This window comes from Labilibaculum antarcticum (assembly GCF_002356295.1).
Lineage (GTDB): Bacteria > Bacteroidota > Bacteroidia > Bacteroidales > Marinifilaceae > Labilibaculum > Labilibaculum antarcticum.
The window spans coordinates 1,838,877-1,855,899 of the sequence record NZ_AP018042.1 but is presented as its reverse complement, the minus strand read 5'-3'; the positions used below and the strand labels follow the sequence as shown (position 1 = coordinate 1,855,899).

The following is a 17,023-nucleotide window of genomic DNA, read 5'->3' as shown; positions in this document are numbered from 1 at the left end:
TCTGAAAATGAAAAACATTCTTACTACAAGTTTAATATAGGTAATCAACGAACTAATTAATAATTTAATGCGATGTTTTTCTGAAATATATCGATTTGTAGATTAAAAAAAAGATCCTCAAAATAATGAGGATCTTCAATTTTCAGTAGAGTATTTTCTAATGTAGGTCAATCTCATAAGGAATACGAGCTTGTATTCCTCCAAGTTGAATTAGATCTTGTGTTTTTTCGTAGGTGTTGTAGAAGCTTCCCAATTCATTTTTCAGAATTTTTGCGGTAGTTTTTCCTGTAAAATCTTCTATTAATGCTTCTATAGGATCTTTTAGTTTTGGAAGAGAAACAATTCTATAATCTTCAATCCCAGCTTTTTCTTTAGCTATTTGAATTGCTGTTTCCAATCCTCCTAAAACGTCAACCAAACCATTTTTTTGTGCATCCATTGCATTCCAAACTCTGCCTTGAGCAACTTCATTCACCTGCTCAACAGTCATGTGTCGTCCTTCGGCAACTCTACTTAAGAAGGTGTCGTAGCCGTTGTTGATAATGTTTTGAACAATTTCTTTTTCTGTTGGGGTGAATTTTCTGGTTGAAATAGGTAATAGTAGAGGAAAACTACCTCCAAAAGCAGCATGTTCATTAGTTCCATAAGAATCTGTAGTCAAGCCAAATTTTTCTTTTATTAACTCTTCACCCGAAAAGAACAAACCATAAATTCCAATCGAACCAGTAATTGTATTCTTATCTGCAACAATAGTATCAGCAGGACAGGCAATGTAATATCCGCCCGAAGCAGCAACATTTCCCATTGATGCAATTACAGGTTTTGCATCGGATGCTAATTTCACTTCTCTCCAGATAAAATCAGATACATTTGCATATCCTCCTGGAGAGTTAACTCTTAATACAATTGCTTTAATTGTGGAGTCAAGACGAGCCTTACGAATAGTTTGAACTAATTCTGGACCAATAGAACTTTCATTTTGTTCTAATCCTATGGCGCCACTAGCATAAATAACAGCAATTTTATTTTTAGAAAATTTAAGATCTACTCCTGGTGCATTTTCATAATCCGATGTACTTACCAATCTTAGTTTTTTATTTTCTTTAATGTCAGATAGTTTTCTAAGTATATCTTGCATTTCATCTTCGTAAATAACTCCATCAATTAAACCATACTTTTCTGCATCGGCAGCTTTTCGAATTGCTACTTCATCAATTAGTTTGTTTAATTTTTCAATTGAAATATTCCTTTCTTCTGATATTCCTTCAAGAAGCTGATTCCACATGGCTCCAACATAAGACATGGTTTGTTCGCGACTTTCGTCACTCATATCATCACGAAAGTATTGTTCGGTTGCCGATTTGTATTTCCCAACTCTAATTACCTGAGCTTCAACTCCAATTTTCTCTAGGAATTTTCTGTAGAAGGTTCTTTCACCACCCATTCCTAAAAGAAATAAACCTGCTTCAGGGTTAAGGTATATACTGTCAGAAATGGAAGTTAAGTAATATGCCTTTTGAGAATGCCCAAAATTATTGTAGCTAACGATGAATTTTCCTGTAGTTTTGAATTCCTTTAGTTTATTTCTGATTTCTTCAATAGACGCCAGACCTCCAAAATTGGCAGGTATATCGGTTATATTAAGGTAAATTCCTTTTATTTTTTCATCTGTTTTTGCTTTCTCAATATTTTCAAGAATTGTATTTAATCCAATATTGGAATTAGGACTCATTGATAAAAAATCGAAGTCGGCTAATGGATTGTCTGAACCGCGATCCACCAACTGCTTATTTAATTTTATCTCTAGAATACTTTTGTCTTTAACGGTAGTGGGTTGATCGCCACTTGCTACGATTCCTGCAATAATCATTATTCCGAGAACCAGCAATATAAAACCGCCAATAATAACTCCTAAGATAGAAGCAAAGGTAAATTTGAAAAAACTCTTCATGTTCTATATGTTTTATGGATAATCATTTAATTACGAATAATTCTAAATTTATGTAAATTTAGATACAAACAAATATATTTAATTTAGTCGAGATAGGTTTAGTGTAGCATGGTATTTTCGATATACATTTTGATATAGGGGTTTTCTTTGTTTATTTTACCGATAAAAAGAGCATTTTACATGGCGAGAGTATATTTTTTATTGGGAGGCAACCTGGATAATAGAGAAAGAATCCTTTCTGAAGCAATTTTAAAGATGAAATTGGAAATAGGTGAGTTGATTAGTACTTCTTCTTTGTATGAAACAGAACCTTGGGGTTTTGAGCACGAACAGAATTTTCTGAATCAAGTTGTCGTGTTTGAGTCGGAATTATCAGCAATTGAAATATTGGATAGTACGCAACAAATTGAAAAAGATTTGGGGCGGGTTCGTAAGAAAAATCAGTACAGCGAAAGAACTATTGATATTGATATTCTTTTTTATGAGGATCAAATTATCTCCACCGATCGTTTGGTTGTACCGCATCCTAGAATTCAGGAAAGATTATTTGCTTTGGTACCACTCCTCGATGTCGCTCCAGAATTAATTCATCCAATTGAATTGAAAAGTGTAAAGGAATTGCACGCCAAGTGTCCGGATAAATTGGAAGTAAAAAAGTTTAAGCAATAAAAAAGGGTTGCTTCTAAAAGCAACCCTTTCCTGATAAATATTTTATTTATCCAAGTTTAGCACCATATGCAAGATCACCTGCATCGCCACATCCCGGAACAATATATGATTTCGAATTTAGATCTTTATCAACAGCACCCATCCAAATAGTAATGTTTTCATTCGGTAGTTTATTCTTAATATATTCAACGCCTTCTTCACTACCAATAACAGCAACAATGTGAACGTGTTTAGGAGTTCCTTTTGTTAGCATTGCATTGTATGCCAATTCCATTGAAGAACCTGTCGCTAGCATTGGATCAGCAAGAATAACAACCTTACCATCTACAGATGGAGATGAAATGTATTCAAAATTGATTTTGAACTCACCATCATCTGAATATTTTCGATAAGCAGAAATAAAGGCATTTTCTGATCTGTCGAAGTAATTTAAAAGACCAGTGTGCAGAGGTAAACCTGCTCTAAGAATTGAAGCTACTACTATCTCGCAAGAAGGGAGGTTTGTAAGTGATTCTCCAAGAGGAGTTTGTATTGAGCTTTCACTGAAATCTAATTCCTTACTAATTTCGTAAGCAAAAATTTCTCCGACTCTCTCCAGATTTCTTCTAAAGCGAAGAGGATCTTTTTGAATATTTATATCTCTAATTTCAGCTATGAATTGATTAAAAAGAGAGTTTTTATCTCCTAAAGTATTGACCACCATGTTTATTTATTTAAAATTTAGCTGAGCGCAAATATAGCTATATTTCAAAAATATTAAACAAAGAATTGCATTAAAAAATGCTAAGTCTAATTCATTCTAAATTAGGCCTTCGTCAGCAAAGCTAAAGAATTGATTATCTGCTATTATTAGGTGATCCACTACTGAAATACTCATTAATTTGCCCGCTTCTCTGGCTTTTGAGGTTACATCTTTATCAGCATTGGACGGTTGTAGGTTGCCTGATGGATGGTTGTGACAGAGAATTAAGTTGGTTGCTTCCAAAAGAAGTGCATCTTTAAATACCAATCTTACATCAAAAACAGTTCCCGTGATGCCGCCGGATGAAACGTTTTTGATTTCGACGATTTTATTGGCTTGATTAAGAAATATGACCCAAAACTCTTCATGCCCTAAATTTTCCACATACGGAGATATGATTTCAAAAGCATCCTGACTGCAGGTTATTTTCTGCTTTTGCTTAGAGGGGAAGGCTTTTTGTCGCCGACCTAATTCTAAAGCCGAAATGATTCCAATGGCCTTTGCTTCGCCAATTCCTGGAATTTTAATTAAATCTTGAATGTTTTTTTTTGCGAGCAGATTGAGATCATTGTCGCATTGAGAAAGAATCGATTTTGATAATTCGACTGCAGATTGCCTGCGATTACCACTTCCAATAATAATTGCCAACAGTTCGGCGGAAGATAAACTTTTCACGCCTTTATACATTAATTTTTCTCTTGGGCGATCTTCAACCGCCCAGTCTTTAATGCTTAATTTTTTGTATTCATCCATTTTGTCACATATTACAACTTAATTAAAGTTATGAAAATATGTGAGATTATCAAAATGAGAATTCACTCAACAACAAAAAGGGTCCTCAATGAGAACCCTCTATTATAGAGTTGTAATTTTTTACTTACAGTTGTTAACGTGCAAAGCTAATTTAGATTTTAAGTTAGCCGCTTTGTTTTTATGAATTACATTGATTTTTGCAAGTTTATCTAACATTGCAGTAACCGTTGGCAATAATTCGTTAGCAGCTTCTTTATCAGTAGTAGCACGTAACTTTCTTACAGCATTTCTTGTAGTCTTAGCGTAAAACTTATTGTGTCCGCGTTTTGCTTCAGACTGTCTTATTCTTTTAATTGCAGATTGATGATTTGCCATCTCTTAAAATTATCTAAATTTATTTATCTTGGTAGTCCGTAGGGGAATCGAACCCCTGTTACCAGGATGAAAACCTGGCGTCCTAACCCCTAGACGAACGGACCATTATCTTTATTTTGCGTAGCAAAGGTAAGTTAAAATAAACTTGCTACAAACTTCTGTAGTCCGTAGGGGAATCGAACCCCTGTTACCAGGATGAAAACCTGGCGTCCTAACCCCTAGACGAACGGACCGTTTATTTTAAAGAGATGCAAAGATAAATCAAAAATTCAATTTTGCAAATACATTTCTGTATTTTTTCTTTTTAAAAGTTAAAGAAGAAATAGCAATAATGGTGACCACTATTTTTTTCTTTAGCGATGCAAAGAAAGAGATAATTCTTTAAACTGACAATACTTTTTTTGAAAAAAAGAATACTTTTTTTGTTGGGATTTACTAACTGCTTCTTTTTTAGAATAAAGAGTGATTAACGCCACTCAACAATTGTTCCTCTATTACTATTTAAAAGGTCTTTTGGGATGATGTTTTGAATGCTTTTAGCCAGTAGATCGAGTAATTTATTTTTTGAGTAATGACGAGAATAAACTAAACTGACCTCTCTTAAGGGATGTAAATTTGTGAATCTTTTAACTTGATTCAATTTTTCTTTTGGTAAATATTGGGTGGCTAATTCAGGAATCAAAGTAAATCCACCTTCTTTATCCACAATTTTCATCAAAGTTTCTAAAGAATTACTCTCAAATTCGAAAGGCAATTCCTGATGTTGCAAATCGTGCATTTCACAAAGATTGATTACCTGATTTCGAAAACAGTGTCCATCACTAAGCATCCATATTTCCGGAGTGGCAATATCTTTCACCTCAATGATCTTCTTTTTAAGAAGATCATGATCTTTGTGTGCATAAATCATCATCTCTTCGTAAAACAGAGGGATTTCCTTTATTTTATCTTCTTTCGATGGAGTCACAAATATGCCAACATCTATTTTATCCTTTTTTAAACTCTTTATTATCTCTTCCGATACCATTTCTTCAACGTCTACTTTAATTCCAGGATAGTTGCGAATGTAGTCCCCTATGAACATTGGCAGCAGGAAAGGAGCTAGGGTTGGTATGATGCCTATTTTTAAACTACCTTCTATTGTGTTTTTGTGATCTTTGATGATATCGTCTATCTTCTTGGTATTCCCTAAAATAATTCTTGCCTGCTCGATTATTGTAGTGCCAACATCAGTTGGGATAATTGGTTGTTTGCTGCGATCAAATATGGTGATGTCTAAAAATTCTTCTAGCTTTTTAATCTGCATACTAAGCGTAGGCTGTGTAATAAAGCACTTATCTGCCGCTGTGGCAAAATGGCGGTAAGTATCTACAGCTACGATATATTCCAACTGGGTTATTGTAATCATGAATATTGATTTTTGATTTAAGGCCAAATATAAAAAATATCTATCACATTATAAACATTATTGATTTGATAGATGATGAAAAGTGTGCTACATTTGATGAAGTAATATAAGATTAACGATTATTTTTTATTTCGATGGAGGTTATAATAAGCTAAAGTAGCATACTTGACGAAATAATAGGGTTACAAAAAAAATAATAGTTTGATAGTTTTTGTTATTTAAGTTTTATTAGATGTTTGGGTTTTGTAGCCGGGGATTTTTTCCCGGCTTCTTTTGTGGTGTAATTTATCGAATAACGCTTTTTATTAGGGAATAGACTGCAAGTGTAAATGATATTTTAAATACCATTTAGGAGGTTCTGAAATATCCTGGATTATTTAAAAATATGGAAATCGCAAAAGCTTAGTTATGAACTCGTAATGCGGATATGTTTTGTAGCAGTCATGCTGAATAGCAGTAATTGAAGCCAAAAAATATACTACTTTAGTCGGCGATTTAGAAAATATTTAAAACCATATAAAAACCGAATAAAAAGATGCACAAAGAGATCAAAATAGTTTCTTTTGAGGAAGCGGCGAAGGTGATTAAATCAGGTGACAGAGTGCACCTACACTCAGTTGCACTAGCGCCACACAAGTTCATTAAAGCAATGTGTGACCGAGGTCGTAATGGTGAAATTTACGATGTAGCAATACAACATCTTCATACAGAAGGACCAGCTCCTTATGCTGACACTGAATTTGAAGGTATTTTTAATTTAGAATCCCTATTTGTGGGTGCTAATGTTAGAAAACAAACACAAGCAGGTTATGCAGATTATATTCCTGTATTTTTGAGTGAAACTCAAAAAATGATTCGTCAAGGTGTTCTTGACGTTAATGTAGCTGTTGTACAAGTAAGTCCTCCAGACAAGCATGGTTATGTATCTTTAGGAACGTCAATAGATTGTTCTCTTGCTGCTGTTGAAACTGCTGATACAGTTGTAGCAATCATCAATACAAACGTACCTCGTTCTTTTGGTGATGCAATGATACCAATGAGTATGTGTGATGTGTTCTGTGAAGATAATTCTCCACTTGTTGAACATCACAATGCTCCTCTTTGTGATATCGAAATTGCTATTGGTAAGAATGTAGCAAACATTATTCCTGATGGAGCTTGTCTTCAAATGGGTATTGGTGGTATTCCTAATGCTGTATTAGCTCAGCTTGGTAACCACAAGAATCTTGGTATTCATACTGAGATGTTTGCGGACGGTCTTCTTCCTTTGGTTTATAGCGGTGTTGTAAATGGAATGAACAAGAAACTTGATCAAGGTAAAATTGTTGCTAGTTTCTTAATGGGAACTAAAACACTTTACGATTTTGTTGATGATAATCCAGGAGTACTCATGATGGATGTTGGTTACACTAATGGTGTAGAAATTATCAGACAAAATCCAAAAGTGTGTGCTATTAACTCTGCTTTATCAATTGATATTACCGGTCAGGTTTGTGCTGATTCAATCGGAACAAGACATTATTCTGGGGTAGGTGGACAGATTGACTTTACTCGTGGTGCTGCTGCATCAGAAGGTGGTGTGCCAGTTATCGCTATGCCTTCAGTAACTGGGAAAGGTGTTTCTAAAATTGCACCAACTCTATTACAAGGATCTGGTGTTGTAACAACTCGTAATAACATGCATTGGTTTGCTACTGAATATGGATGTGTTAATCTTTACGGTAAAACATTACAGCAAAGAGCTAAGGCAATTATTTCTGTTGCTCATCCTAATTTCAGAGAAGAATTAGATCAGGCTGCTTTCGAAAGATTCGGTAGTCACTATCATTTTGTTGCTAAAAAATACTAATATAGTTCAGAAATTCTGATCAAAAAAAAAGAGGCCGATGAGGCCTCTTTTTTTATGTCTGATAATATTGTTTTTACTAACTTTCTATTTTTGGAACAGAGCCCATTAATTTATCCGATTTAGGAATTGTAATATAAAAACTACTTCCTTTTCCTTCTTCACTATCGGCCCAAATTTTACCGCCATTTTTCTCAACATATTCTTTGCAAAGAAGCAGGCCAATTCCAGCGCCTTTTTCCTGTGCTGTACCTAATGCAAGGTAATCATTATCCAAACGGAATATTTTGTGGAGATTTGTTTTACTCATTCCCACCCCTTCGTCAGAAATTTCCAATTCAATCCAATACTTCTTTTCTCTGGCAGATATGGTAATTTTCCCTTCAGGGTAAGAGAATTTTATTGCATTGGATAATAGATTTTTAAATACTTCACAGGTTGCTGATGTATCAGAATAAGCTTTTGAAGTGCGATCTAAATTAAAAACTATTTTAACATTTTTCTCAACAAGCTGTTCCGAAAGTTTGGTTAAACTATGATCTAAAAGCTCTTTGACATTAAAAAAGCGTGGTGAAAATTTCGTTTTTCCAGATTGCGAAGCAGACCAGAGTAATATGTTTTCAACAAGGTTGTAAGTATGAAAAGACAAGTCTCTGATATTTTTGGATAAATCCTTTTGGACTTCAATTTCAGCTTGGTCAAAACTCTCCAGTAACTCCGAGCTCATTATCTTCATATCAATAAAAGGGGTTCGTAAATCGTTCGAAATAATATTAAATATTTTATCCTTGGTTAGATTTAAATCTCGAAGTGTCATTTCCGTTTCTTTTAATCTGGAGTTGATTTCTTCCAATTGATTATTCTTTTCTGTTAAGGCTTGGGTAGCTTCCTTTCTTATTTTAATGTTCTTCCTAGCGATATAACCGATTATCCCGGCAAGTATTATTATGGCTATAAAAAGGTATATTGCAATGGATTGTTGGCGAGTGTAAGCTTTCAGACTTTTAATTTCATCGTTATTTTTTGAAATCTGATAATTGGCCTCAAATTCTGTAATTTTATCTTTCCCTATCTGATCTATGATGCTATCGTATTGGGTGCTTGAGTATTCACGATAATATTCAAGAGCTTTTTTATAATCTCCCAGATTCGAGAAATACTCAAATAAATTTTCAGATGCAATTTTTTGCAAGCCTCTATCTTTGCATTGATTAGCATGATCGAATGCTGATAGCAAGTAATCCTTAGCTTTCTCGTTCTGGTAATATTTCATTAAGATTTCGCCTATGCTGTTCGAAGAATAAGCGACACCTTTTATGTTACCGATTTTGTTATGAAGATTAAGAGCGATTTTGTGATATTCGAGACTTTTGTCGAAGTTGTTGTAGCTTTCGTAAAGCTTACCAATTAAAGAAAAAACATTCGCCTGTTCCTTCTGATCATTAATTTCATCATAAATCTTTAAAGCATCATTGTAGTTTTTTAACGAATAATCCAGTTCGTTTAAATCCTTATAAACGGTTCCGATATTTTTTAGTGTTGCAGCAATGTATAGTTTATTACCAATTTCTTTTCTTATTTTGAGTGATTGATTGTAATAAGATAGTGACTCATTGAAATTATTTAATCTCCAGTATATTCCTCCAATATCATTTAACGAAAATGCAATTAGATTTTTATCACCAATTTCTTCTCTAATTTGAAGAGCTTTAGAATAATAGTCGAGAGCTTTGTTTGGTTTGTTTAGGTTTTTGTACACATTCCCAAGATTATTTAGAGAAGATGATATGTCCGTTTTGTCACCTAGATTTGACCTTATTTCCAAAGATTTAAGATAGAATCCTAATGAATTGGCATAATCTTTTTTAAGCCAATAAACACTTCCAATATTGTTTAAGGTATAGGCAACTTCTTTTTGAGTCCCGTTTTTTTCTCTAATTTCTAACGATCGATTAAGGTGAGCTAAGGCTTCGTCATATTTATTAAGAATTTTATAGATCTCGCCAATGTTATTTAAAGAACTGGCAATTCCTTTTAAATCATTTATCGTTTCTCGTATTTTAAGGGCCTGATTTTGACAGTCGAGAGCTAGTCTGTAATTATTTACCCGGCGATATAGGTTGCCTAAATGGTATAATGAAGCCGATTTTTCAATAGGATTTTCAGAGCTTAGAATGACAATTTCTTTTGCGTAGTTAATGCTTTTTTCAGGATCTTTATCAACATTTAAGCGGGAAAGTTCTTTAAGCAATGCGATTCTTTCACCTCCTTTAGTATCTTTTAATAATTCTTCTGCCTTCTGGATTTGATCCTGAGTTTCTCCAAATACAGTAGTAATTGGAGAAAGAAGAAGAATTATTAAAATACATGTGAACTTATAAAGCATAATACTCCTGAGTTTAGGGTTCTGTATGCCATGAAAGTAGTGTTAATTTAATTTATGGCAATACAAATATAATTGAAATACTGTAACTTAGATCATTTAGTGTTTACTATAATGTTTTGGGCTAATTGGGGGAGGTTTACACCCGTAAAATTCCCCGAACTCATAAGTAAAACATTTGTGTTGTTAAAGTTCATTGAAAGCAGATCTGATATTAGTAGATCTGAATCGGTGTATACCTTAAGGTTACTTCCTCCAAAAGCCTCCGCAACCTGCTTGCTTGTAATTGGTTCCAGTTTCTTGTGTTCAATCGTTTTAGGATCAAAATAAACAAAAGCGTGATCTGCCATACACATCGTGTTTTCATAATGTGGAAGGAACTCTTTTTTTAAACTACTGAATGTATGGAGTTCCATGCAGGCAATTAGTTTTCGATTCTGATATTGTTTTTTAACCGCTTCGGTTGTTGCTTTTAATTTGGATGGGGAATGAGCAAAATCTTGAAAAACACTGCAGTTTTCACTTTCTGCAAGTTTTTGAAGACGACGAGCGGCACCAGAGAAGTTTTGTATCGATTTATAAAAATCAAGATCTTTTACTCCAATGCTTTTACAGATGTGATAAGCACCCATTAAGTTTTGTAGGTTGTGCTCTCCAAATATCTCAAGAGCAAATTCGTCCTTGTCTGTAGTTAAAATTGTTTGGTTATTTTCTAATCTGAATGGATGCGTATTGTATGGAATGTAGCTGACATCTTTTCTCCTATTACTTAGGATTTTTTGAATGTGTTCGTCTTCCTCAAAATAAATTAAGCTTCCATTGGGCTGAATTAGATTTGTGAAAATATCGAATTGCTCCACATAGTTTTCAAATGTTGGAAAAACATTGATGTGATCCCAGGCTATACCAGTTAGCAATGCAATATGCGGATGATAAAGATGAAATTTGGGTCTTCTATCAATAGGAGAGGATAAATATTCATCGCCTTCGAAAATTGCTATTTTGGCCTCTTTCGTCAACCTAACCATAGTTTCGAATCCTTCAATTTGAGCACCAACCATGTAGTCGAAATCAATATTATTATCTTTCAGTACATGCATTACCATGGAGGTTGTTGTGGTTTTGCCATGACTGCCTCCAATTACGATTCTTGTTTTATCCTTTGTCTGCTCGTAAATGTACTCAGGGTAAGAGAAAATTTTTAATCCTAATTCTTGCGCTCTTAACAATTCAGGATTGTCAATTCGAGCATGCATTCCTAAAATAATGGCGTCAAGACCAGTATCTATTTTTTCAGGAAACCAACCCCATTCTTCGGGCAGGATATTGTGTTTTTCCAAACGGGATCTTGATGGATTAAAAATTTCATCATCGGAACCCGAAACAGTAAAACCTTTTAAATGCAAGGCTATTGCAAGATTGTGCATGGCACTACCGCCAATTGCTATAAAATGTACTCTCATTGATAATCGTTTTAAAAAATTGTATTTTTGACCTGAATCAAATGATTAGGTCTGTAAAGCCGTGTTTACAGTATTATTTGAAATTAAAGATAACATATTTAAGTTAAAATAATGGAAATATATAATATAGAAACGGGCAATTTTAAATGCGATGGTGGAGCTATGTTCAGTGTGGTTCCAAAACTTCTTTGGAGTCGGAAATATCCTAGCGATGAAGATAATTTATGCAATTGTGCGATGAGAAGTATGCTTGTTGTTGATGGGGAGCGAAAGATATTAATTGATAATGGTAGCGGAGATAAGCAGGATGTAGAGTTTTTCAAACATCATCATTTAAATGGTAATGCCACATTGCTGTCTTCTCTTTCAAATATTGGTTTTCAACCAACTGATATTACCGATGTCGTTTTTACTCATTTGCACTTCGACCATTGCGGTGGAGCTGTAAAGAATAATGAAAAAGGAGAAGGTTTTGATTTGGTTTTCCCAAACGCAACTCATTGGGTGAGCAAAACACAATGGGAAAATTTCAACAATCCAAATATTCGTGAAGCGGACGCCTATTTTCAGGAAAACATTGTTCCAATAAAGGAGGTTGGTCAATTAAAACTTGTTGACAGGGAGGGAGAGTTGTTTCCTAATTTTGAAATTCGATTTGTAAATGGACATACTCCGGGTTTGATGGTTGCTATTATCAAAAATGAAAATGACACCATTGTATTTGCCGGAGATTTTATTCCTACAACAGCAAATGTACCTGTAAAATGGCTGGCTAGTTATGACCTTAATCCAAAAGAATCATTGCATGAGAAAGAAGCTTTTTTAAAAGAGGCAGTGGAAAATAACTATATTTTATTTTTTCAGCACGATATACTGCATGAGTGTTGCAGTCTGGTGCAAACACCCAGAGGTGTAAAAGTTGATAAATGTTTTTCGCTCACAGAAATTAAATAACACTTAATTTGTTCTGGTAGCCATATTCTGCCAGAACATTCTCTATTGTTATTAGTCTCTGAATAACTGTTTTTTTTGTGCCAAAATCCTTGTAAGATGAATTAAGAGAGTGCAAATAGTACTCTAATACTCGAAGTTGAGTCGTAATAGTGGATTTTTCAAATTTCTTTTCCAGATCAAGATGTTTAATACCATGTTGATCCATTAATTCCTGCACAAAAAATCCTGCTCGAATAATCCTTTTGGATAAATTGAGTTCATTGTAGATATTTAAAACCATGAGGCTGGTCAAAAGTGCGAGAAAAACAATTACAAGTAGTACCAACATATCGCAAGAGTTAGTTTGTTAATATTAACTTGCTCAGTTTACGATGGTTTCTTGAAAAAGTTTTATAGTGAATACTATTAATGGTCTGAATGCTAGATAAAAGCCAATTATCGTCAGAGTAGCATCCATGAAAATATATGGTTTCATCCATAAAAATCGCTCTTTAATCAACATAAAAGATAAGCTCCTAAAAATTAGTTGAATAGCGAAAAATAGAAATATATGTAAACCAAGAGGATTGTATGTTTTCGCCAGTTGAAGATCACCTTGAACAATAGCTGAGAAACTACGGGATAATCCCGTAGATGGACTATTTTCGTTTGTTATTTGAGTGTAAAATGATGGGATTGGGTGTTTGCTTTCTTCTGCAGAAAAAAGACCTGAGTAAATAAAAATACATAGAATAATTCCGGCGAAAGAGAGGTTGATTACTTTGTAGTTTTGTTTAGTTTGATGAGAATTACTCATTATTAATTTTGATTTCAAGATTGATGCTATCTGTTTTGATATGAATTGAATCAACAGATACTTCATCAAGTTGATCTTCTAGTTCTTCTAGAACATCTTGCAAGTCAGGATTTTGTACGGATTCATCAATAGCTTCTTCGATTACATCTTCGACAAAATTTTGAATTTCATCTTCGTTGAGGTTAGCAATTCCAACGACAAAAATCAGCCATAGGGAAGCGACTAAAACGCCAATAATTGAGACAATTAATGCTCCGATATTAATCCCGCGTGCACCATTTCCCCGATTGGCTTGGCTTAGTCCAACTGCGCTTAAAATAATTGCAATTACTCCAGGAATAATTGCAATAACTCCAACGCAAGGAATAAATCCAATCATGAAAGTTATAATACCTAGTATTAATCCAATAATTCCTAATGTTTGTCCGGCATTTGTTTGCTCTTGCTCCATGATTGCGTTAGTTGGTCTAAAAGATAAAGATACTAATTTTTTGAAAGTATTTTTAAAAGATCTTTTTCCAAAGATAATTTTGGGCTTTCGATGATGCGACCTATTTCAACTCTATTTCGAGAAATAATCGCGGTTGGAACATTAGTGACATTGTTCGCTTTTGCATCAAAATCCGGTGAGGTTTTGTCGGTGTCCAATGCGTACATTTGAAGTCTGTCAAACGGATAGTTTATTTCTTCTAGTATTTTGATGAAACGAGGCACTTCCCGATGACTATCATGACACCATGAACCAAGAATAAGACTGATTGAGATATTCTCAAAATTTTGTTCTGTGAGCTTTTTTAGAATAGTTGTATCTGCCAAATAAGAGTCATGCTCGGGAGTGTACCAAGGGGAGCATAAATCCATATTAAAAGCATCTAAAGTGAATTGTCCGTATAGAACGGTCTCATTAATTCTGGAATCTTCTTTGGTGTTATTTTGAGCCGAGAGATTCAAAACGATGGCTAAAAAAATAAGAAGCGATGCAAGCCTTTTCATAGAAGTTGATATTATAATTTAAAATTTAGCAAAAAAAAGACAGGAACATTGTTCCTGTCTTTAAATATAGTGTAATAAAAAGAACTAGTCTTTGTATTGCTCAATTAGGATATCCAACATTTGGATGGCACATCTTGATACTTTGGTACCAGGACCAAATACACCAACAACACCAGCTTCGTATAAGAAATCGTAATCCTGAGCTGGTATAACACCACCTGCAGTAACCATGATATCTTCACGACCTAATTTTTTCAATTCCGCGATAACTGCAGGAACCAAAGTTTTGTGACCAGCAGCCAATGAAGAAACACCAAGGATGTGTACATCATTTTCTACAGCTTGCTTAGCAGATTCTTCCGGAGTTTGGAACAAGGGTCCCATGTCAACGTCAAATCCTATATCAGCAAAACCTGTAGCAACAACTTTACCACCACGGTCATGACCATCTTGTCCCATTTTTGCAACCATGATACGAGGACGACGTCCTGTCATTTCTGCAAATTTGTCTGCTAATAATTTTGCTTTTGCAAAATCAGCATCTTGTTTTGATTCTGATGAATACACTCCTGACACAGTTCTAATTACAGCTTTATATCTTCCACAAACTTCTTCGCAAGCGTCAGAAATCTCACCTAAAGAAGCACGAAGTTGTGCAGCTTTTACAGCAAGATCCAACAGGTTACCTTCACCACCGTTTGCACAGGCAGTAATAGCTTTAAGAGCAGCCTGAACAGCTTTTTCGTCGCGGTTAGCACGAAGCTTAGCCAAACGTTCAAGTTGTGCAGTACGTACAGCAGTGTTATCTACTTCTAAAATATCTATTGGATCTTCTTTCTCCAAACGATATTTATTAATACCTACAATAGTTTGAGTGTTCGCATCAATTTTAGCTTGAGTACGAGCAGCAGCTTCTTCGATACGAAGTTTTGGAATGCCAGACTCGATAGCCTTAGCCATTCCACCTAATTTCTCAACTTCTTCGATGTGAGCCCAAGCTTTGTCTACTAATTCTTGAGTTAATGACTCAACGTAGTAAGAACCTGCCCATGGATCAACTGATTTACAGATTGTAGTTTCATCCTGAATATAAATCTGAGTGTTACGGGCAATACGTGCTGAGAAGTCAGTTGGCAATGCAATCGCTTCATCCAATGCATTGGTGTGAAGAGATTGAGTGTGACCCAAAGCTGCAGCCATTGCTTCGATACAAGTACGTCCAATATTATTGAAAGGATCTTGCTCGGTTAATGACCAACCTGAAGTTTGCGAGTGAGTACGCAATGCCATTGACTTAGGATTCTTAGGATCGAATTGTTTTACAATCTTAGACCATAGTAAACGACCTGCTCTCATTTTAGCAATCTCCATGAAGTGATTCATTCCGATAGCCCAGAAGAAAGACAAACGAGGAGCGAATGTATCAACATCCATTCCTGCAGCTACACCTTTTTTCAAGTACTCTAAACCATCAGCAAGAGTATAAGCTAACTCGATATCTGCAGTAGCACCTGCTTCTTGCATGTGGTATCCTGAGATAGAAATAGAGTTGAACTTAGGCATGAAATTCGAAGTAAATTCGAAAATATCAGCAATAATTTTCATTGAGAAATCTGGTGGGTAGATGTAAGTGTTACGCACCATGAATTCTTTTAGGATATCATTCTGGATTGTTCCAGAAAGTTGATCCAATCGAGCACCTTGCTCTAAACCTGCAACAATGTAGAAAGCCAATACTGGAAGTACTGCACCATTCATTGTCATAGATACTGACATCTCATCCAAAGGAATTTGATCGAAAAGGATCTCCATATCCAGGATAGAGTCGATAGCAACACCTGCTTTACCAACATCACCAATTACACGAGGATGATCTGAATCATACCCACGGTGAGTAGCCAAATCGAATGCTACAGAAAGTCCTTTCTGACCAGCAGCAAGGTTACGACGGTAGAATGCATTTGATTCTTCAGCAGTAGAGAAACCTGCGTACTGACGAATTGTCCAAGGACGCAAAGGAAACATAGCTGAATAAGGTCCACGTAGGAATGGTGGTAAACCTGAAACATAGTTCAAGTGCTCCATTCCTTCTAAATCTTCCTTGTTAAAGGCTGTTTTAACAGGAATTTGTTCTGGTGTCATCCAAGATTTTTCAATGCCGTTTTCTTTTTCCCATTTCTGAGATGTTGTCGCAGCTCTTTGAGATGACTTGATATTTATATCTTTAAAATTTGGCTTCATTTCTTTTTATTTTTGTTAACGCAAAGGCGCTAAGACGCAATTTACTTTTAGAAATAATATTGATTGACTTTTCGTTTAATACCTTGTTTAATTAATGGAACATTAAAATTGATTAAAAAACCTAGCTTTTTATCTGCAAGTTTTAGATAGGTTACCAATTGAACTTCATGTACTGGTAATAGAATTTCCAATGCTTTTAGTTCAATTATCACCTCATCTTCAACTAATAAATCAATTATAAAATCTTTCCCTAAAGTTTTTCCTTTAAAAACTACAGGTATTCTAACTTGTCTTTCAACTCTTAATTTAAGTCTTTTAATTTCTTCTTCGAGACAAACTTCATAAACAGATTCAAGTAAACCTGGCCCAAGTTCTTTATGCACCTCATAAGATGCTTGAACTATTATCTGACCTATTTCCTCGTATCGTATTTTAGAAATCATCTTGGC

The 17,023-nt window shown here is 34.7% G+C and carries 16 protein-coding genes and 2 tRNA genes; 3 read left to right on the top strand and 15 right to left on the bottom strand.

The annotated features are described in order from the left end of the window. Positions 1-157: 157 nt before the first annotated feature. Entirely contained in the window at positions 158-1,951 is a 1,794-nt protein-coding gene (gene sppA, locus ALGA_RS07265) for a signal peptide peptidase SppA (protein ID WP_096428697.1), read from the bottom strand. A gap of 180 nt (positions 1,952-2,131) precedes the next feature. On the opposite strand from sppA, the gene folK reads away from it, so the two are divergent. Next, complete coding sequence (folK, locus tag ALGA_RS07260) at positions 2,132-2,620, top strand: 2-amino-4-hydroxy-6-hydroxymethyldihydropteridine diphosphokinase (protein ID WP_096428696.1); 489 nt, start codon at positions 2,132-2,134, stop codon at positions 2,618-2,620. 46 nt (positions 2,621-2,666) lie between these two features. On the opposite strand, the gene upp is transcribed toward folK, so the two are convergent. The 6 genes from upp to ALGA_RS07230 form a co-directional block, all read right to left on the bottom strand. Next, positions 2,667-3,323 carry a uracil phosphoribosyltransferase gene (upp, locus tag ALGA_RS07255; protein ID WP_096428695.1) on the bottom strand — a complete coding sequence of 219 codons (657 nt, stop codon included), beginning with the start codon at positions 3,321-3,323 and terminating at the stop codon, positions 2,667-2,669. Positions 3,324-3,419: 96 nt separating this feature from the next. Beyond that, positions 3,420-4,115 carry a RadC family protein gene (radC, locus tag ALGA_RS07250; RefSeq protein WP_096428694.1) on the bottom strand — a complete coding sequence of 232 codons (696 nt, stop codon included), beginning with the start codon at positions 4,113-4,115 and terminating at the stop codon, positions 3,420-3,422. A gap of 120 nt (positions 4,116-4,235) precedes the next feature. Further along, positions 4,236-4,490: a 30S ribosomal protein S20 gene (rpsT, locus tag ALGA_RS07245; protein WP_096428693.1), complete on the bottom strand. Its 255-nt coding sequence runs from the start codon at positions 4,488-4,490 to the stop codon at positions 4,236-4,238. Between the two features lie 29 nt (positions 4,491-4,519). After that, positions 4,520-4,594, bottom strand: a tRNA-Glu gene (locus tag ALGA_RS07240). A 57-nt stretch (positions 4,595-4,651) separates the two neighbouring features. After that, positions 4,652-4,723, bottom strand: a tRNA-Glu gene (locus ALGA_RS07235). 233 nt (positions 4,724-4,956) lie between these two features. Then, complete coding sequence (locus tag ALGA_RS07230; RefSeq protein ID WP_096428692.1) at positions 4,957-5,898, bottom strand: hydrogen peroxide-inducible genes activator; 942 nt, start codon at positions 5,896-5,898, stop codon at positions 4,957-4,959. Between the two features lie 535 nt (positions 5,899-6,433). On the opposite strand from ALGA_RS07230, the gene ALGA_RS07225 reads away from it, so the two are divergent. Then, positions 6,434-7,747, top strand: a complete 1,314-nt coding sequence (locus ALGA_RS07225) for an acetyl-CoA hydrolase/transferase family protein (RefSeq protein WP_096428691.1) — start codon at positions 6,434-6,436, stop codon at positions 7,745-7,747. 76 nt (positions 7,748-7,823) lie between these two features. Here ALGA_RS07225 and ALGA_RS07220 read toward each other — a convergent pair whose 3' ends face one another. Both ALGA_RS07220 and ALGA_RS07215 read right to left on the bottom strand, forming a co-directional pair. Continuing rightward, the gene (locus ALGA_RS07220; protein ID WP_096428690.1) at positions 7,824-10,130 is read right to left on the bottom strand and encodes a tetratricopeptide repeat-containing sensor histidine kinase; all 2,307 of its coding nucleotides are present in this window, start codon (positions 10,128-10,130) and stop codon (positions 7,824-7,826) included. A 92-nt stretch (positions 10,131-10,222) separates the two neighbouring features. Next, on the bottom strand, positions 10,223-11,590 hold the full coding sequence (locus ALGA_RS07215; protein ID WP_096428689.1) for a UDP-N-acetylmuramate--L-alanine ligase: 1,368 nt from the start codon (positions 11,588-11,590) through the stop codon (positions 10,223-10,225). Positions 11,591-11,701: 111 nt separating this feature from the next. Here ALGA_RS07215 and ALGA_RS07210 point away from each other — a divergent pair, with 111 nt between their 5' ends. Continuing rightward, positions 11,702-12,544, top strand: coding sequence for an MBL fold metallo-hydrolase (locus ALGA_RS07210; RefSeq protein WP_096428688.1), 843 nt, complete (start codon positions 11,702-11,704; stop codon positions 12,542-12,544). On the opposite strand, the gene ALGA_RS07205 is transcribed toward ALGA_RS07210, so the two are convergent. The 6 genes from ALGA_RS07205 to ALGA_RS07180 all read right to left on the bottom strand — a co-directional run bounded on the left by ALGA_RS07205 (position 12,537) and on the right by ALGA_RS07180 (position 17,017). Then, the gene (locus tag ALGA_RS07205; protein WP_096428687.1) at positions 12,537-12,872 is read right to left on the bottom strand and encodes a hypothetical protein; all 336 of its coding nucleotides are present in this window, start codon (positions 12,870-12,872) and stop codon (positions 12,537-12,539) included. The two genes, ALGA_RS07210 and ALGA_RS07205, sit on opposite strands and share 8 nt — an antisense overlap. Positions 12,873-12,905: 33 nt before the next feature. Continuing rightward, positions 12,906-13,340 (bottom strand): DUF2752 domain-containing protein, encoded by a 435-nt coding sequence (locus ALGA_RS23555; protein WP_162845397.1) that lies wholly within the window; start codon positions 13,338-13,340, stop codon positions 12,906-12,908. Next, positions 13,333-13,791, bottom strand: coding sequence for a DUF4190 domain-containing protein (locus tag ALGA_RS07195; RefSeq protein WP_096428685.1), 459 nt, complete (start codon positions 13,789-13,791; stop codon positions 13,333-13,335). The genes ALGA_RS23555 and ALGA_RS07195 overlap by 8 nt, the downstream gene beginning before the upstream one ends. A 32-nt stretch (positions 13,792-13,823) precedes the next feature. Then, complete coding sequence (locus ALGA_RS07190) at positions 13,824-14,333, bottom strand: thioredoxin family protein (RefSeq protein WP_096428684.1); 510 nt, start codon at positions 14,331-14,333, stop codon at positions 13,824-13,826. A gap of 84 nt (positions 14,334-14,417) precedes the next feature. Continuing rightward, positions 14,418-16,574 carry a methylmalonyl-CoA mutase gene (gene scpA / locus ALGA_RS07185; protein WP_096428683.1) on the bottom strand — a complete coding sequence of 719 codons (2,157 nt, stop codon included), beginning with the start codon at positions 16,572-16,574 and terminating at the stop codon, positions 14,418-14,420. A 47-nt stretch (positions 16,575-16,621) separates the two neighbouring features. Further along, the gene (locus ALGA_RS07180; protein ID WP_096428682.1) at positions 16,622-17,017 is read right to left on the bottom strand and encodes a GxxExxY protein; all 396 of its coding nucleotides are present in this window, start codon (positions 17,015-17,017) and stop codon (positions 16,622-16,624) included. Between the last annotated feature and the right edge of the window lie 6 nt (positions 17,018-17,023).

Bases quoted from the DNA above. Each gene is read 5' to 3' on its own strand.
- sppA (WP_096428697.1), bottom strand. From the start codon at position 1,951: ATGAAGAGTTTTTTCAAATTTACCTTTGCTTCTATCTTAGGAGTTATT.
- folK (WP_096428696.1), top strand. From the start codon at position 2,132: ATGGCGAGAGTATATTTTTTATTGGGAGGCAACCTGGATAATAGAGAA.
- upp (WP_096428695.1), bottom strand. From the start codon at position 3,323: ATGGTGGTCAATACTTTAGGAGATAAAAACTCTCTTTTTAATCAATTC.
- radC (WP_096428694.1), bottom strand. From the start codon at position 4,115: ATGGATGAATACAAAAAATTAAGCATTAAAGACTGGGCGGTTGAAGAT.
- rpsT (WP_096428693.1), bottom strand. From the start codon at position 4,490: ATGGCAAATCATCAATCTGCAATTAAAAGAATAAGACAGTCTGAAGCA.
- ALGA_RS07230 (WP_096428692.1), bottom strand. From the start codon at position 5,898: ATGATTACAATAACCCAGTTGGAATATATCGTAGCTGTAGATACTTAC.
- ALGA_RS07225 (WP_096428691.1), top strand. From the start codon at position 6,434: ATGCACAAAGAGATCAAAATAGTTTCTTTTGAGGAAGCGGCGAAGGTG.
- ALGA_RS07220 (WP_096428690.1), bottom strand. From the start codon at position 10,130: ATGCTTTATAAGTTCACATGTATTTTAATAATTCTTCTTCTTTCTCCA.
- ALGA_RS07215 (WP_096428689.1), bottom strand. From the start codon at position 11,590: ATGAGAGTACATTTTATAGCAATTGGCGGTAGTGCCATGCACAATCTT.
- ALGA_RS07210 (WP_096428688.1), top strand. From the start codon at position 11,702: ATGGAAATATATAATATAGAAACGGGCAATTTTAAATGCGATGGTGGA.
- ALGA_RS07205 (WP_096428687.1), bottom strand. From the start codon at position 12,872: ATGTTGGTACTACTTGTAATTGTTTTTCTCGCACTTTTGACCAGCCTC.
- ALGA_RS23555 (WP_162845397.1), bottom strand. From the start codon at position 13,340: ATGAGTAATTCTCATCAAACTAAACAAAACTACAAAGTAATCAACCTC.
- ALGA_RS07195 (WP_096428685.1), bottom strand. From the start codon at position 13,791: ATGGAGCAAGAGCAAACAAATGCCGGACAAACATTAGGAATTATTGGA.
- ALGA_RS07190 (WP_096428684.1), bottom strand. From the start codon at position 14,333: ATGAAAAGGCTTGCATCGCTTCTTATTTTTTTAGCCATCGTTTTGAAT.
- scpA (WP_096428683.1), bottom strand. From the start codon at position 16,574: ATGAAGCCAAATTTTAAAGATATAAATATCAAGTCATCTCAAAGAGCT.
- ALGA_RS07180 (WP_096428682.1), bottom strand. From the start codon at position 17,017: ATGATTTCTAAAATACGATACGAGGAAATAGGTCAGATAATAGTTCAA.